The organism is Massilia sp. BKSP1R2A-1, assembly GCF_050586525.1.
Taxonomy (GTDB): Bacteria; Pseudomonadota; Gammaproteobacteria; order Burkholderiales; family Burkholderiaceae_D; genus Telluria.
On the sequence record NZ_JBOBRE010000001.1, the window covers coordinates 414,787 to 429,247 of the forward strand.

General features: G+C 67.4%; 16 protein-coding genes. 6 read left to right on the forward strand and 10 right to left on the reverse strand.

From position 1 onward, the window contains the following. The first annotated feature begins 1 nt into the window (after position 1). Positions 2-544 carry a YaeQ family protein gene (locus ACQ7JA_RS01850; protein ID WP_430894203.1) on the forward strand — a complete coding sequence of 181 codons (543 nt, stop codon included), beginning with the start codon at positions 2-4 and terminating at the stop codon, positions 542-544. Between the two features lie 39 nt (positions 545-583). Continuing rightward, entirely contained in the window at positions 584-1,033 is a 450-nt protein-coding gene (locus tag ACQ7JA_RS01855; protein WP_430894204.1) for a copper chaperone PCu(A)C, read from the forward strand. 42 nt (positions 1,034-1,075) lie between these two features. On the opposite strand, the gene ACQ7JA_RS01860 is transcribed toward ACQ7JA_RS01855, so the two are convergent. After that, on the reverse strand, positions 1,076-1,855 hold the full coding sequence (locus ACQ7JA_RS01860; protein WP_430894205.1) for a head GIN domain-containing protein: 780 nt from the start codon (positions 1,853-1,855) through the stop codon (positions 1,076-1,078). Between the two features lie 220 nt (positions 1,856-2,075). Between ACQ7JA_RS01860 and ACQ7JA_RS01865 the strand changes: the two genes are divergently transcribed. From ACQ7JA_RS01865 to ACQ7JA_RS01875, 3 genes are all read left to right on the forward strand, one after another. Continuing rightward, a complete protein-coding gene (locus tag ACQ7JA_RS01865; protein WP_430894206.1) occupies positions 2,076-2,549 on the forward strand; it encodes a DMT family transporter in 474 nt (157 codons plus the stop codon). Between the two features lie 88 nt (positions 2,550-2,637). Next, on the forward strand, positions 2,638-3,759 hold the full coding sequence (locus ACQ7JA_RS01870; RefSeq protein ID WP_430894207.1) for a type IV pilus twitching motility protein PilT: 1,122 nt from the start codon (positions 2,638-2,640) through the stop codon (positions 3,757-3,759). Between the two features lie 17 nt (positions 3,760-3,776). Continuing rightward, complete coding sequence (locus ACQ7JA_RS01875; protein WP_430894208.1) at positions 3,777-4,124, forward strand: DUF2200 domain-containing protein; 348 nt, start codon at positions 3,777-3,779, stop codon at positions 4,122-4,124. Between the two features lie 6 nt (positions 4,125-4,130). On the opposite strand, the gene ACQ7JA_RS01880 is transcribed toward ACQ7JA_RS01875, so the two are convergent. The 9 genes from ACQ7JA_RS01880 to ACQ7JA_RS01920 all read right to left on the reverse strand — a co-directional run bounded on the left by ACQ7JA_RS01880 (position 4,131) and on the right by ACQ7JA_RS01920 (position 11,027). Then, positions 4,131-5,588, reverse strand: a complete 1,458-nt coding sequence (locus tag ACQ7JA_RS01880; RefSeq protein WP_430894209.1) for a TIGR01777 family oxidoreductase — start codon at positions 5,586-5,588, stop codon at positions 4,131-4,133. Further along, positions 5,585-6,034, reverse strand: a complete 450-nt coding sequence (locus ACQ7JA_RS01885) for a cell division protein (RefSeq protein WP_430894210.1) — start codon at positions 6,032-6,034, stop codon at positions 5,585-5,587. Before ACQ7JA_RS01885 ends, ACQ7JA_RS01880 begins: the two co-directional genes overlap by 4 nt. Before the next feature lie 15 nt (positions 6,035-6,049). Continuing rightward, positions 6,050-6,466 (reverse strand): thiol-disulfide oxidoreductase DCC family protein, encoded by a 417-nt coding sequence (locus ACQ7JA_RS01890; protein ID WP_430894211.1) that lies wholly within the window; start codon positions 6,464-6,466, stop codon positions 6,050-6,052. Continuing rightward, the gene (locus tag ACQ7JA_RS01895) at positions 6,463-7,002 is read right to left on the reverse strand and encodes a GbsR/MarR family transcriptional regulator (protein WP_430894212.1); all 540 of its coding nucleotides are present in this window, start codon (positions 7,000-7,002) and stop codon (positions 6,463-6,465) included. The genes ACQ7JA_RS01890 and ACQ7JA_RS01895 overlap by 4 nt, the downstream gene beginning before the upstream one ends. A gap of 317 nt (positions 7,003-7,319) precedes the next feature. After that, positions 7,320-7,727 (reverse strand): DUF1428 domain-containing protein, encoded by a 408-nt coding sequence (locus ACQ7JA_RS01900; protein ID WP_430894213.1) that lies wholly within the window; start codon positions 7,725-7,727, stop codon positions 7,320-7,322. A gap of 29 nt (positions 7,728-7,756) precedes the next feature. Then, positions 7,757-9,019 (reverse strand): cytochrome c, encoded by a 1,263-nt coding sequence (locus tag ACQ7JA_RS01905; protein WP_430894214.1) that lies wholly within the window; start codon positions 9,017-9,019, stop codon positions 7,757-7,759. Continuing rightward, the gene (locus ACQ7JA_RS01910; RefSeq protein WP_430894215.1) at positions 9,016-9,735 is read right to left on the reverse strand and encodes a c-type cytochrome; all 720 of its coding nucleotides are present in this window, start codon (positions 9,733-9,735) and stop codon (positions 9,016-9,018) included. Before ACQ7JA_RS01910 ends, ACQ7JA_RS01905 begins: the two co-directional genes overlap by 4 nt. A gap of 114 nt (positions 9,736-9,849) precedes the next feature. Beyond that, complete coding sequence (locus ACQ7JA_RS01915; protein ID WP_430894216.1) at positions 9,850-10,512, reverse strand: 3'-5' exonuclease; 663 nt, start codon at positions 10,510-10,512, stop codon at positions 9,850-9,852. Next, positions 10,509-11,027: a ProQ/FINO family protein gene (locus ACQ7JA_RS01920; RefSeq protein ID WP_430894217.1), complete on the reverse strand. Its 519-nt coding sequence runs from the start codon at positions 11,025-11,027 to the stop codon at positions 10,509-10,511. Before ACQ7JA_RS01920 ends, ACQ7JA_RS01915 begins: the two co-directional genes overlap by 4 nt. A 588-nt stretch (positions 11,028-11,615) precedes the next feature. Here ACQ7JA_RS01920 and rpoD point away from each other — a divergent pair. Continuing rightward, entirely contained in the window at positions 11,616-14,300 is a 2,685-nt protein-coding gene (gene rpoD, locus ACQ7JA_RS01925) for an RNA polymerase sigma factor RpoD (protein ID WP_430894218.1), read from the forward strand. Positions 14,301-14,461 lie beyond the last annotated feature (161 nt).

Below are 14,461 nucleotides of genomic sequence, written 5' to 3' on the forward strand. Positions count from 1 at the left end.
CATGGCGCTCAAAGCAACCATTTACAAAGCCGACCTGTCGATCGCCGACATGGACCGCAATTATTACGGCGACCACAGCCTCACCATCGCGCGCCACCCGTCCGAAACCGACGAGCGCGTGATGATCCGCGTGCTGGCCTTCGCCCTGCACGCCGACCCCGCCCTGGCCTTCACCAAGGACCTGTTCGACGTCGAGGAACCGGCCATGTGGCTGAAGGACCTGACCGGCGCGATCCAGACGTGGATCGAGGTCGGCCAGCCCGACGAGAAGCGCCTGCTCAAGGCCGCCGGCCGCTCGGAAAACGTCGTCGTCTACAGCTACAGCGCCACCAGCGACATCTGGTTCAAGGGCCTGGCCAAGGGCATCGACCGTGCGAAGAACGTCTCGGTGGTGAACATCCCGAACCAGGCAAGCAGCCAGCTCGAGCGCATGGCCAAGCGCAATATGCAGCTGCAGTGCACGATCCAGGACGGCCAGGTGTGGCTGACCGACGGCGTCGATACCGTGCTGGTCGAGCGCGAATACCTGCGCGGCGAAGCCTAGCGCTATAATTTCCCTTCACTTCATTTCACATTGCATGCCATGAAACGTCAGCTTTTCGCCCTCATCGCCGGCAGCCTGTTCTCGAGCGCCGTGTTCGCCCAGGTCAGCGTTTCCGAGCCCTGGGTGCGCGCCACCGTGCCGGCCCAGAAGGTGACCGGCGCCTTCATGCGCGTCCAGTCGGCCGCGCCGGCGCGCCTGGTCGGCGTGCAGGCCGACGTGGCGGGCCGCGCCGAGCTGCACGAGATGGAGATGGATGGGCAGACGATGCGCATGCGCCGGGTCGAGGCGATCGAGCTGCCTGCGGGTAAGCCGGTCAATCTCGCCAGCGGCGGCTACCACGTGATGCTGTTCGACCTGAAGCGCCAGGTGAAGGAAGGGGAGAATGTCGCGATCACCCTGACCGTGCAGGATGCGGCGGGCAAGAAGCAGGACGTGAAGGTGGCGGCGCCGGTGCGGCCCTTGACCTACAGCGCGCATTCCGGCCATTGAACGGCAGGTGGCCGACGCACCCGGCCACCCGATAAAACGCGCTCAGCGCGGAGCGGCCGCGATGCGGCGCGCATCTCCCGAACCCACGATCGACTTGCTCAGGCGCGGGTCGCCATAATAATTGACGTCGCCCGAGCCGGCGATCGTCATGCTCAGCTCGCTCTTCGCCCACACCGTCGCTTCGCCGGAACCGGCCACGCTCACGCTGGCGCTGTCCGACTGCACCCGGCCCATGTCCACGGTGCCCGAGCCGCCGATCGAGACCGACAGCTTGCGCGCGCGGCCTTCGCCGGCCTTGAAGTCGCCGCTGCCGCCCAGGCTCACCGCCAGCGTATCGCTTTCCAGCCCGCGCACCTGGATGTCGCCGGAGCCGCCCAGGTCGATGTCCAGGCGCGGCGCGCGCAGGGTGTCGGCATCGATGGAGCCGGAGCCGCCCAGCGCCAGACGCTCGATCTGGCGGGCATTGACGACGATCTTCAGGTTCTTGGTCTTGAGGTTCAGGTTGCGTTTGCTCGGGCGGATCTTCAGGGTGCCGTTCTCGACCACGGTTTCGATCAGCGGCAGCACATTGTCGTCGGTCTCGATGCTGACGCCTTCGCTGTCGCCCATGCGCAGTTCCAGCTTGCCCGGCACTTCCAGGGCCAGGCCGGTGAAGTGCGTGACCTGGCGCGCCTGGCGCTTGATGCTGCCGTTGCCCTGGACCTGTTCGCCACTCCACGGCCAGCCGCCGGCCATCGAGGGTGCGGCGGCGCAGGCGAGGGCGGCGGCCAGGGCGGCCGGGATCAGGAGGGTGCGCAGCAGCGGGCGGGAGGTCTTGTTCATGGTGGTCTCCTTGGATGGTGATTGTCGATGGCCTCATCCTAGGGAAATGCCGGGTTCGCCGTATGCCGAATGCGACGAATTGCACACGTCAGGGCCTGGAATGCGCGTCAGGCGGACAGGCTGCCGCACGCCCATGCGTCCTGCATGGCTATCCCGAACGCCCGGATTGCACTAGAATCGTGCGCTTTTTGCCCCGGCATGGTGCCGGGTGGAGCAAGCGATGAACCTGATTTTTCTCCTGATGGCCTTCTGCGTCGGCATGGCCATGTCGATCCAGGCGGCCGTGAACACCCAGCTGGCGTCCTCGATCGGCGCCAATTCCGTGGTCGCCGCCTTTGTTTCCTTTGCCTGCGGCACCATCGTGCTGGGCGGCGTGGCGCTCTCGCGCGGCGGCCTCGGCCCGACCTTCGCGGCGCTGGCCAGCCAGCCGGCCTGGAAGTTCGCCGGCGGCTTCCTGGGCGCGGCGTTTGTCTTCGGCACCGTGTTCCTGGCGCCGCGCATCGGCCTGCTGAGCCTGATCGTGCTGGTGATCGCGGGCCAATTGCTCACCTCGATGGCGATCGACCACTTTGGCCTGGTCAATATGGCGGTGCGAAAAGTGTCGGGCGTAAGAGTGGCGGGCGCCTGCATCGTCGCCGTGGGCGTGGCTGTGACCATTTTTGGTGAGCGCATCGTTGCAGCAATAACACGCTGAACATTTTTATTTCACTTTTGCAATCTTTCGGCGAGGCATGGTTCTATAATGTCCGGCACTGTCTAACCCTTAACCACGTGCCGGCCAGATGGAATACCACCATTCCTCGCAGATCCCCACCCTCTCCTACATCGAGAACGAAGACCACCCGGTATTCGGGACCCTGGTCGAGCAGATCCTGCACCTGCTGAATTCCCGCCTGGTGTTCTCGGACATCATCATCCACCAGAACAGCCCGCTGATGCTGCGCCAGCCGAAAGGCCTGGTGGCGGTGACGGATTCGCCGATCACCAAGGAAGAGCTGGAAGAATTCTTCGACGTGATCGAGCCCAACTGGGCCGAGCGCATCGCGGTGCGGGCTTTTGATCGCTCGATCGACCTGCACACGGCGCGCATCCGCGCCAACTGCTTCAGCTTCCAGGGCAAGAAGCGCCTGGGCTGCGTGATCCGCCGCTTCCCGAAGGAGCCGATCGCCCTGTCCGAACTGGGCCTGTGGCAGGACGAGCAGGAATTCGCGCGCCTCTCGAGCGGCCTGGTGCTGATCATCGGCGACACCTGCCAGGGCAAGTCGACCACGATCGCCTCGATGATCGACGAGATCAACCGGCAGCGCTCGGGCCACATCATCACCATCGAAGACCCGGTCGAAACCCTGATTCCCCAGCGCAAGTGCATCATCACCCAGCGCGAAGTCGGGGTGGACGCCGACGTGGAAAGCTACTACCTGGGGGCCCTGGACGCGCTGCGCGAGCGCCCCGATGTAATCGTCATCGGCGAGATCCGCGACGCCGAGACGGCCCAGGAAGCATTGGCCCTGGCCGAATCGGGGCCGCTGGTGTTCGCGACCCTGCACGCGCGCTCGACCGAGCTGGGACTGCAGAAGATGCTGCGCCTGCTGGGCAATTCGGAAGCCCAGGCCCAGGCGCTGGCGCACGCCCTGCGCGGCGTGCTGTGCCAGGCCCTGCTGCCGTCGAGCGAAGGCAACCGCTACCACCTGGCCACCGAGTGCCTGGTCCCGAGCAGCGCCGTGATGCGCATGATCGAGACCGGCGACGTGGGGGCGATTCGCGCCCACATGAACCTGGGCCGCGATCCGGGCTGCCATACGATGAATGCGGCGCTCGAGCAGCTGCTGGCGGCCCACAAGGTGCGCGTCGAGGATGCGCGCCATGCCACCACCGACCGGGTCGGATTCGCCGACATGGTCTGACAGCGGGAGGACGCGTGATGGAACACCGCATCTCCAGCACGCCGTTTTCGAAGGTCTATCCGATGTACGTCCAGAAGGCGGAGCGCAAGGGGCGGTCGCGTGCGGAGATCGACCGCATCATCTGCTGGTTGACCGGCTACGATGCGGCCGGCCTGCAGCGCCAGCTGGACGCGCAGGCCGATTTCCGCACCTTCTTCGCGGAGGCGCCGGCCATGCATCCGAACTGCGCCCTGATCACGGGCATGGTCTGCGGCGTGCGGGTGGAGGCGGTCGAGGATCCGCTGATGCGCAATGTCCGCTACCTCGACAAGCTGGTCGACGAGCTGGCCAGGGGCAAGGCGCTGGAAAAGATCCTGCGCCAGTAGGCCGTTTCACTTCAGGCTGCGCAGCGCGTCTTCCAGGCGGGGATAACGGAACACATAGCCTTCCCCTTGCAGCCTGAGGGGCGCCACGCGCTGGCCTTCGAGCAGCAGATCCGATTGCTCCCCCAGGGCGAGACGCATCGGCCATCCCGGCGTCGGCATGAAGCTGGGGCGGCGCCAGACGCGCGCCGCCGTAGCGCTGAAGCGGGCCTGGCTGACGCCCTCGGGCGCGGTGAAATTGCTCGCGCCCGTTTGTTGCTTGTCGAGCCCCTTGAGCGCGCGCTGCCAGCGGTGGGCCATGCCGCGCACCACGTCGTCCACGTGGATCCACGACAGCCACTGCCTGCCGCTGCCGAGCCGTCCGCCCAGGCCCAGCAGGATCGGCAGCAGCATCATCGGCAGGGCGCCGCCCATGCCCAGCACCAGGCCGAAGCGCATGCACTCCACCCGCGTGCCGTGGCGTGCGGCAGCGCCGGCGGCTTCTTCCCACTCGCGGCACAGGTCCGACATGAACATGGGTTGCGGCGGGGCGTCTTCGCCCAGCGGCGTGTCGTCGCCGATGCGCTGGATGCCGTAGTAGCCGATCGCGGAGGCCGACAGCAGCAGGAAGGGCTTGTGCTCCGCCTTGCCGATCCAGTCGACGAGCGCGCGCGTCAGGTCGATGCGGCTGCGGCGCAGCGCGGCCTTGCGACCTTCGGTCCAGCGCGGGCCGAGGATGCGCGCGCCGGCCAGGTTCACCACCACGTCGACCTGTGTGCTGGCCGGCAGTTCGTCCAGCGCAGCCACGCAGCGCACCCGGCCGTCGAACAGCCAGGCGGCTTGCCGGGGCTGGCGGCTGAGGGCGATCACCGTGTGGCCGTCGGCCAGCAGGGCGCGCACCAGATGCTGGCCGACGAAGCCGGTGGCGCCGGTGACGAGCACCGTGCGTTTCGTGTCGTCGAAGAAGACCGGCGGCGCCTCGGCGACGCGCGCGATGCGGCGCATGGCAAGCAGGTCGCGCAGGCCGGATAGCAGGACGCCGGCCCCGCACAGCGCCAGGAAGACGCTCAGCCAGCCCTGCGGGTTCCAGGCAAACGCCGTCGGCTGGGCCGCCCAGCCGGGCAGTAGCAAGGCCAGCAGGGCGATGAAGGCGCCGCCGTTGATCGCGAGGATAGTGTGGGTGACCCGTTCGCTGGCCGGCAGCAGCCGGCTGCGGTCCTCGACCACGAAGTCCCACAGGGTGAGCCCGATCTCGACCGCGAAGGCGCCCGCCAGCACCCAGGCCCACAGGCCGTGCCACTCCCAGCAGGCGAGACCGACGAAGAGCAGGCCATAGATGGCCGCGCGCAGTGCGTGGATGCCGAGTTCGCGGCGGGCGCCGGGGCGCTGGGGCAGGGCTTGGCCGAACTCGTGGTGGTACAGGGTATCGAAGGCGCCCAGGCAGCCCTGCAGGGCCATCAGCTGCAGTGCGAGGAGGTGGGTGTTCATGCCCGCTCCCCGGCGCGGTCGTGGCGCCACAGCCAGAGCAGCGGCGGCAGCATGGCGGCGAGGGCCAGCAGATCGATCCACACGTGCGGCCAGTAGCCGGCGCGCAGCGACACCAGCATGTCCTGCGGCGCCCACAGCAGCAGGCCGCCGGCCAGCCACAGCCAGATGCGCGCCTGGCGCAGGCGGTCGGCCAGGTGGATCAGGGCCATCATCCACAGGGCCATCAGGAGCACCGTGGGCCCGAACAGCGACAGCCACCAGGCCTGCATCTGGCGCGCCTGGCCGGGCGTATCGGCCTGCCAGAAGGCGCCCGTGACGCCGGCGTGGTAGAGGTCGAAGGCCTCGTTTGAAGCGATCCACGGCAGCAGGCCGCCTACCAGCACGTGGAAGAGGGCGACCGCCAGCAGCCAGCGGATCGTCCAGGTGCGCACTACGTCATTGTTCACGGTCTTCTCCAGGGCTTATTGTGCAAACGGGTGCTTCAGCGCGCAGGCGCCGTCCTCGCAGCGCGGCGGCAGGCGGTAGCCGAGCCAGCGCGACATGGTGTAGCGGTGGCGGGCGAAGCCGCGGTAGGCGAATCCCAGGACGGGGCGCAGGAAGCGCACGCGCAAGGGCCACACCAGCCAGGCACGGCCGACGAGGGTATAGGCGGCGAGCAGGCTGTCGATGCCGACCAGCAGGGCGCCGTCCGCCGTGCGGGCATGCGATTCGCGATTGAGCGCCGCCATGTCGAGGCCGAGGGGCAGCGGGTCGAAGCCGGCTGCGGCGATGTCGGCGAAAGCCAGGCGCCCGGCGCCGTTCCAGGATTGCAGGCGCGCCATCTCGGTGGCGCAGAAGGGGCAGCGGCCGTCGTAGTAGAGGGTGAGTTCGGCGTTCATATACCTTCCTTTGTGCCGGGCAGGAAGCGCGCCACCTTGCCGCCCATCTTGAGCATCTTCTGCAGGGTTTGCGGCGGCAGGCGCTGGTAGTCCTCGAAGGATGCGCTGAAGAGTTCGAGGAAGTCGAGCACGGTCTGCATGCGCGCCAGGGTCTCGTCCGGAAGCTCCTGGTCCTGCGAGCCCTCGATGGCGCACTCGCGCAGCAGGCTCAGGGTCGGGTCGATCTCGCGGCGCTTGCGCTCTTCCAGGATGACGCGGAAGATTTCCCAGACGTCCTGCAGGGCCGTGAAGTGGTCGCGCCGGTCGCCGAGTACGTGGGTCACGCGCACCAGCTTCCAGCTTTGCAGCTCCTTGAGGCTGGTGCTGACGTTGGAGCGCGCCACGCCCAGGGTCTCGACGATGTCGTCGGCACTCAGGGGACCCTCGGCCAGGTAGAGCAGGGCGTGGATCTGCGCCACGGTACGGTTCACGCCCCAGCGCGTGCCCATCTCGCCCCAGTGCAGGACGAACTTCTGCGCGGTTGGACTCAGGTTCATTTTCTTCTTTAATTTCTGTCGATACAGAAATCATCGAATGAAGTGGACGCAAAGTCAAGTGGAATCCGCAAGGGGCAGGCCGCCGGTGCAGCGTGGTTTTTGGTGAGCCTGTGCCTCCGGGCCCTCACCATACTCATCGATTTGCCTGCCAAGCCATGTCGAGAACCGCGTTCGCCGCCGCCGTCCTCACCCTTGCCATGTCGTGCGGCGCCAGCGCCGCCGATTCCGCCTCCGCGCGGCCATCCACGGGTCACGGCGCTGGAATGGAGCGCGGGACGATTCCAGGGAGTGGTCGAGCGCGACCTGGCGCGCAAGCCTTAAGTCGACGCTGTCCGTCGCAGCATCGGCAGGAAGCCGCCCGCGACCAGGCGGGCGCCGTCGAAGACCATGGGGCCGTCGCCGAACTGCATGCGCGGGTCCGCCGTGACCTTGTCCATGCCCGCGTCGCGCGCGGCCTTGTCCGCCCATTCGACCCAGGACAGCACGACGGTTTCGTCCTGCTTCGCGCCGGACGCGCCGATGAAGGTGGCGTAGGCGTCGCTGGCCTGGCGCGCATCCGCGCCGTGATAGGTCGCGGCATCGGGGCCGCTCTCGTCCAGCCAGCATTCGGTGACGGCGAGTGCGCCGTGGTCCTTCAGGACTTCCCACGACACCCGGGCCAGCGCCTCGTACGCGGCCCGGTTGGCGCGCGGGACCGGCGCCAGGAAGCAATCGATGTATGCCATTCCACTCTCCTTCGTAATGGGAAGCCGGCTCAGTCGAGCGGCACGCTGCGCCAGCGGTTGACTTCCGGGGTAGTGACCGGCGCCGCCGCATTGCCCCAGCTGGCGCGCACGTAGCTGAGCACGGCCGCGACCTGGGCGTCGTTCAGCTCGTGGCTGTAGGGCGGCATGCCATAAGGGCGCGGATTGCCCTGCGTCCCCGGCGGGAAACCGCCGTTCAGGACCATGCGGATCGCGTTCACCGCAGGTGTCAGGGTCACCGCGCGGTTGCCCGCCAGGGGCGGATAGGCGGGCGCCTTGCCCTTGCCGTCCGCGCCGTGGCAGTCGACGCAGTGCGTGGTGTAGAGGCGGCGGCCTTCCGCCAGCAGCTGTTCGCCGGCCGGCGCGAAGTTTGCGGGCGCCGGAGCATCGACGCTCGGGAGCGACTTCAGGTAGGACGCCATCGCGCCGACGTCGCCCTGCGTCAGGTGCTGCAGGCTGCGCGCCACCACTTCCGCCATCGGCCCGGTCGCGCTGCCGCGCGGCGAGACGCCGGTGTGCAGCAGGGCCACGATGTGTTCCCGGTCCCAGTCGCCCAGTCCCGCTTCGCCGCTGGCGGTGAGCGAAGGCGCGTACCAGCCGATGGTCGGAATCAGGCCGCCCGAGAGCGCGTCGCCGCTGGCCCCCAGGCGGTTGCGGGTGCTGTGGCATGCGCTGCAGTGTCCCAGGCCTTCGACCAGGTAGGCGCCGCGGTTCCACTCCGCACTGCGTTCGGTCTGTGGCGCGAACACGGCCGGCTTGAAGTAGAGCAGGCGCCAGCCCGCGAGCAGGGCCTGCTGGTTGTAGGGGAAGTCCAGCTCGTGCGGCTGGTTCGGGCGGCGCTGGGGCGCCAGGCTGCGCAAGTACGCATACAGCGCGTCCGAATCGGTGCGCGAGACCTTGGTGTAGTTCGTGTAGGGGAAGGCCGGATAGAGCAGGCGGCCGTCGCGCGCGATCCCGTTGTGCAGGGCGTTCCAGAAGTCGTCCGCGCTCCAGCGGCCGATGCCGGTCTCCATGTCCGGCGTGAGATTCGGACCATAGAGGCGGCCGAAAGGCGTGTCGAGGGCGCGGCCGCCGGCATATTCCGGGCCGCCGCGCACCGTGTGGCATGCCACGCAGTCGCCGGCGCGCGCGAGGTAGGCGCCGCGCGCGACGTTGTCCGGCGTGGATGCCCAGGCGGCGGGCGAGCTGGCGGGGACGAACTGGGCGCGCGGCCACGCGATGGCGATGGCCAGCGCCGCGATGGCGAACAGGGCGAGGGCGATTGTCTTCTTCATGGCTGCTCCGGGGCGCTGCCGCAGGCCAGGGGCAGGGGGCGCGCTATCGACGCAGCGGGGCGCGGGTCGGCCGGCACGGGCTGGCTGGCCAGGTAGCTGGACACGGCATTCACGTCTTCCAGCGAGAGCCTGGCGGTGATCTCGGCCATGCAGTCGGGCGCGTGGGCGCGGCGCGCCTTGTTGCGCCAGGCGCCGAACTGGGCGTTCACGTAGTCGCGCGGCAGGCCGAGCAGGCCCGGGATCGCTGGTTCGACACCGGTGAGCTTCTGGCCGTGGCAGGCGACGCAGGCCGGGATCTTGCGCGCGCTGTCGCCATTGACGACCAGCTGGCGGCCGCGCTCGACCAGCGTTGGCGCGACGCCTTCCGCCTGGGCCGCATGCGCCGCCGGCGGCTGGGCCGCATAGTAGCCGGCGATCTCGCGCAGGTAGGCGTCGGGCAGGTGCTCGACCAGGTAGGTCATCAGGGGATACTGGCGCCGGCCTGCGCGGAAGTTCTGCAGCTGGTTGTACAGGTAGCCGGCCGGCTTGCCGCCAATGCGCGGGAAGTAGCTGTCGTTGACGGGGTTGCCGCGCGCATCGACGCGGGCGTGGCAGGAAGTGCAGGCCAGCAGGCGCTGGGCCAGGGTGTCGGGAACCGTGGGCGCAGGCAGCACCTGCGCCTGGACGGCGCCGGCGGCCAGGAGCAGCGCGAAGGCGAACATGCGGGGATGTGGCATCGAACGACCCGATAGTGGCGATGCCTGGATGATAACGCGGATACGGCCGCCAGTCTTGCTGCGGTGCACTGGCAGGGCGGTCGGCGGAGCCGACCACCCTGCGAAATCCGGAGCCTACGACGCCTTGCGCGGCGGCAGCGGCGTCTTGTCCTCGACCGGCGGATGCGCGCGCCAGTGGCGGTAGAGGCGCAGCGACACGTGGGCGTCGTCGGCGGCGTACAGCACCTGCTTCTCGCTCAGCTGCGGCATGGCCCAGTTGGTGGTGGTGATGCGGCGCGACTTCTGCAGGTGCTGGCCGAAGAAGCGGGCGACGGCGGTCTTGGCGCCGAGGGTGTTGCGCTCGCCGCGCCGGCGCAGGGCCGTGGCCAGGTCGAGCACGTTGCGCGTCTCGATGCCGAGCTTGGCGCGCAAGCGCTTGAGATCGTCGCCCAGGCCGAAGCCGACCTTCAGGATGGCATCCGACTCGAGCACGGGTTTCAGTACGTCCAGCAGGTGCGGCGCCTCGATGGCGATGCCGGCCTTGGCGCCGATCTGGAACAGGTAGGCGTGCTCGTCGGTCGCGAGCTGCACCAGGTGCGGCCCGGTCGACACTTCGCCCTTCGTGAAGGTGGGCTTGGATTCGGTGTCGAAGCCGATCACGTCGGCCTGGGACAGCGCTTCCAGGGCCCGGGCGGCGTCCTGCGGCGTGCGCACGATGCGCACGTCGGCCAGCGCCAGACCGGGGTAGGGCGGCAGGCCGTCGTCCGGCTCGCCCCCCAGCGGTTCCGCTATGCTCACTGGCGCGAGAACTTGCTGGCGAGGGCCTGCAGCTTTTCCTGGCGCTGGCGGGCCGCTTCCTCGGCCGCGGCGGCGTCGCGCTCGGCCTTCTTGCGCTCGGCTTCCTTCTTGAAGCGTTGCTGCAGCTGTTCCTTGGCGTGCTGGCGGTGGGTGTCGGTCACTTCGGCGCCCGGGGTGCCGTCGAGGTCGAAGCGCACCTTGGCCTTTTCCATGGCGCGCAGGTAGCGCATCGAGCCGGTGTGGATGCCGAGCGCAGCGCGCATGGTCTTGCGGTCCAGGCCGGGCATGCGCGCCAGCAGTTGCTTGTCGATGCCGATCGCCAGCGGCAGGCAGTCGCGGAAGGCCGGGAACTCCTGCTGCAGCTGCTTGAGCAGCGCGCGCGCCGACATGGCCGGAGCGGCCGCGGTGGCACCGGATGCGGCGGGTGCGGCAGCGTGGGCTTGTGGCGTGTCGGGAGTTTCGGGAGTGGCAGAAGCGGTGGTGTCGGCCGACTCGGCAGCGGAAATGGTATTCATTGACTTCATTATAAGAACGGGAATGCGAAGGATAGCACGGGCGCCCGTACGCGAGTGCGGGGCGTATTGTACTTGTTCCAATAAAAATGGGGATGGCGTCGGGTGGCGGCCGCGCCCAGGATGCGCGTGCGCCCGTGAAATCGTGTATGATCCGCCCCTTGCCTTGCGCTCGGCTTGTGCCGTCGCAATCGTGACGACCCATCGGGAAGCCGGAAACGGTCACATCGCTGTCATATTCAGTCTGGTGATATCCCTTATCGGATATTTCAATTATCACCAAAACTTGCAATGCGGCATAATATCGCCTTTCCTTTTGTTCTTCCCTGAACACTAGATGCAAGCCCGTTTCATCCGACGGGCTTTTTTTCGTTCCGACATGCACAACCTGACTTTGACCGCCAGCCCTTCCTCGACCATGCGCCGCCCCTGTTCCTTTGTGGACGGCCGCAGGGAAAAGCTGCTTGAAGTCCGCCTGTCCGCCCTCAGCTAGGGCCACTTCCGCTTCCCGTACCCGGACCCGACCGCGGGTCCCGCTGGATTATTGACTTCGCAGGCGCGCCATCCGCCTCGACTGGAGAGAGTTTTACTATGAAAAACACCGCCAAGACACTGACACTGACCGCCAAGAAAGCCCCAAGCAAGGCAACGGCCCAGCTGGCAGTGCCGAAAACCGCGACCTCCTACTTCCTCGAAACGGAAGCGGCGGCCAAAGTGACGGTGGTGAAGACCCGTTCGCGCCTGGCCTCGGCCAAGGCCGCGCTGGAAGCCGGGCAGTCGCCGGCCGACATGCAAGCCGCCGCGAACGAAGCGGTGCTGGACACGCCGGCCGTGGCCGAGACCGTCGAAGCGCCGGCCGTGGAAGCGCCGGTCGCCGCCGCGCCGGCCGTCGAAGCCGAGCCTGCCGCCTTCGAGGACTATACCGCCGCCGTGCCGAACGCCGCCGCGACCGTCGTCGTGAAAAAGCGCGGTTCGAAGCTGGCCGCACTGAAAGCCGCCGCCGAAGCGCCGCAGGCTGAAGTCGCAGCGGCCCCGGTCGCCGCCGCTCCGGCCGTCGCCGCCGCCGAAGAGGCGCCAAGTGCGCCGAAGGCCGTGCGCACCCGCACCCGCCGCACGGATGCGAACGCACTGCCGGCGCCGGCAGCAGCGCCGACCGCCGTGGGCGCCGTCAGCGCCACCACCGATGCCGCAGCCCTGGCCGCGATCGACACCTCGGGCTACCTGCTGCCGCAGGTGAAAGTCCCGGGCCGCCGCGGCCGCAAGCCGAGCGAATTCGTGCCGGAGAACGACGAAGTCGCGGCGCTCAATACCATCGAGCGCGCCGAACTGAAGGCGGCCTCCAAGCTGCGCGAGCGCAAGGCCAAGGGCCTGGCCGGCATGATGGGCGGCGATAACGGCTTCTCGGAAGCGGAACTGGAAAAGCGCCGCCAGCAGATCAAGAACCTGATCAATATGGGCAAGGAGCGCGGCTACCTGACCCACGCCCAGATCAACGACCAGCTGCCGGAAAACATCGTCGATCCGGAAGCGATCGAAGGCATCATCGCGACCTTCAACGACATGGGCATCGCCATCTACGAGCGCGCCCCGGAAGCGGAAATGATGCTGCTGTCGGATAACGTGCCGACCGCCACCAGCGACGACGAAGTGGAAGCGGCCGCCGCCACCGCGCTGTCGACCGTGGACTCCGACTTCGGCCGCACCACCGACCCGGTCCGCATGTACATGCGCGAAATGGGTGCGGTGTCGCTGCTCACCCGCGAAGGCGAGATCGAGATCGCCAAGCGCATCGAGGACGGCCTGAAGGACATGGTGCAGGCGATCTCGGCCTGCCCGACCACGATCTCGGAAATCATCGCGCTGTCGCACAAGATCGCCTCGGACGAGCTGAAGGTCGACGACGTGGTGGACGGCTTCGTCGACCATAACGACGCCGCGCCGGCCCCCGTCGCTGCGCCCGCCCGTGCCGGCGACGAGGAAGAAGAGGAAGAGGACGTCGAGGAAGAGGAAGAAGACGGCGCCGTGGGCGGTGGCGCTGCCGGCTACTCGACCGAACAGCTGGCCCAACTGCGCAAGAGCGCACTGGAGAAGTTCGCCCTGATCGAAAAACAGTTCGACCGCATGGGCCACGCCTTCAAGACCAGCGGCTACGGTTCGGAAGACTACGAAGAGGCGCAGGCCATCATCTCGAACGAGCTGCTGGGCATGCGCTTCACCGCCAAGATCGTGGAAAAGCTGTGCGACACCCTGCGCGGCCAGATGGACGAAGTGCGTTCGATCGAACGCGCCGTCCTGGACATCTGCGTGAACCGCTGCGGCATGCCGCGCGCCCACTTCATCAAGGTCTTCCCGGGCAACGAGACCGACCTTGCCTGGGGTGACCGCGAAGTCGACTGCGCCTATCCGTACAGCGCGGTGCTGAGCCGTAACCTCCCGGCCATCAAGGAACTGCAGCAGCGCATGATCGACCTGCAGGCGCGCGTGGCGCTGCCGCTGGCCGACCTGCGCCGCATCAACAAGCAGATGGCGGCCGGCGAGAAGCGTGCGCGCCAGGCCAAGCGCGAAATGACCGTGGCCAACCTGCGCCTGGTGATCTCGATCGCAAAGAAATACATCAACCGCGGCCTGCAGTTCCTCGACCTGATCCAGGAAGGCAATATCGGCCTGCTGAAGGCAGTGGACAAGTTCGAATACCGTCGTGGCTATAAATTCTCGACCTACGCGACCTGGTGGATCCGCCAGGCCATCACCCGCTCGATCGCGGACATGGCCCGTACCATCCGCGTGCCGGTGCACATGATCGAGACCATCAACAAGATGAACCGCATCTCGCGCCAGATCATGCAGGAAACCGGCAGCGAGCCGGACCTGCCGACCCTGGCGGCCAAGATGGAGATGCCGGAGAACAAGGTCCGTGAGATCATGAAGATCGCCAAGGAGCCGATTTCGATGGAAACCCCGATGGGCGAGGACGGCGATTCGCAGCTGGGCGACTTCATCGAGGACAACACCACGCTGGCCCCGCTGGACGCCGCGCTGCACGCCTCGATGCGCAACGTGATCAAGGAAGTGCTGGACTCGCTGACCCCGCGCGAAGCCAAGGTGCTGCGCATGCGCTACGGCGTCGAGATGTCGAACGACCACACGCTGGAAGAAGTGGGCAAGCAGTTCGACGTGACCCGCGAGCGTATCCGCCAGATCGAAGCCAAGGCGATGAGCAAGCTGCGCCAGCCGTCGCGTTCGGACAAGCTCAAGACCTTCCTGCACAACCAGTAATTTTTACCGGCTGGTATAAAAATGCCGTTCAGTCATTGACTGAGCGGCTTTTTTTTCGTCCTTTCGGCATGTATGCAACGTTTTATTGGCGGATTGAAAACGGCGCGGCACAAGCGCGTTGACGTGGGTTTCCAAACGGGCGGATGATTCCGCAATGCAAC

Bases quoted from the DNA above. Each gene is read 5' to 3' on its own strand.
- ACQ7JA_RS01850 (WP_430894203.1), top strand. From the start codon at position 2: ATGGCGCTCAAAGCAACCATTTACAAAGCCGACCTGTCGATCGCCGAC.
- ACQ7JA_RS01855 (WP_430894204.1), top strand. From the start codon at position 584: ATGAAACGTCAGCTTTTCGCCCTCATCGCCGGCAGCCTGTTCTCGAGC.
- ACQ7JA_RS01860 (WP_430894205.1), bottom strand. From the start codon at position 1,855: ATGAACAAGACCTCCCGCCCGCTGCTGCGCACCCTCCTGATCCCGGCC.
- ACQ7JA_RS01865 (WP_430894206.1), top strand. From the start codon at position 2,076: ATGAACCTGATTTTTCTCCTGATGGCCTTCTGCGTCGGCATGGCCATG.
- ACQ7JA_RS01870 (WP_430894207.1), top strand. From the start codon at position 2,638: ATGGAATACCACCATTCCTCGCAGATCCCCACCCTCTCCTACATCGAG.
- ACQ7JA_RS01875 (WP_430894208.1), top strand. From the start codon at position 3,777: ATGGAACACCGCATCTCCAGCACGCCGTTTTCGAAGGTCTATCCGATG.
- ACQ7JA_RS01880 (WP_430894209.1), bottom strand. From the start codon at position 5,588: ATGAACACCCACCTCCTCGCACTGCAGCTGATGGCCCTGCAGGGCTGC.
- ACQ7JA_RS01890 (WP_430894211.1), bottom strand. From the start codon at position 6,466: ATGAACGCCGAACTCACCCTCTACTACGACGGCCGCTGCCCCTTCTGC.
- ACQ7JA_RS01895 (WP_430894212.1), bottom strand. From the start codon at position 7,002: ATGAACCTGAGTCCAACCGCGCAGAAGTTCGTCCTGCACTGGGGCGAG.
- ACQ7JA_RS01900 (WP_430894213.1), bottom strand. From the start codon at position 7,727: ATGGCATACATCGATTGCTTCCTGGCGCCGGTCCCGCGCGCCAACCGG.
- ACQ7JA_RS01905 (WP_430894214.1), bottom strand. From the start codon at position 9,019: ATGAAGAAGACAATCGCCCTCGCCCTGTTCGCCATCGCGGCGCTGGCC.
- ACQ7JA_RS01910 (WP_430894215.1), bottom strand. From the start codon at position 9,735: ATGCCACATCCCCGCATGTTCGCCTTCGCGCTGCTCCTGGCCGCCGGC.
- ACQ7JA_RS01920 (WP_430894217.1), bottom strand. From the start codon at position 11,027: ATGAATACCATTTCCGCTGCCGAGTCGGCCGACACCACCGCTTCTGCC.
- rpoD (WP_430894218.1), top strand. From the start codon at position 11,616: ATGAAAAACACCGCCAAGACACTGACACTGACCGCCAAGAAAGCCCCA.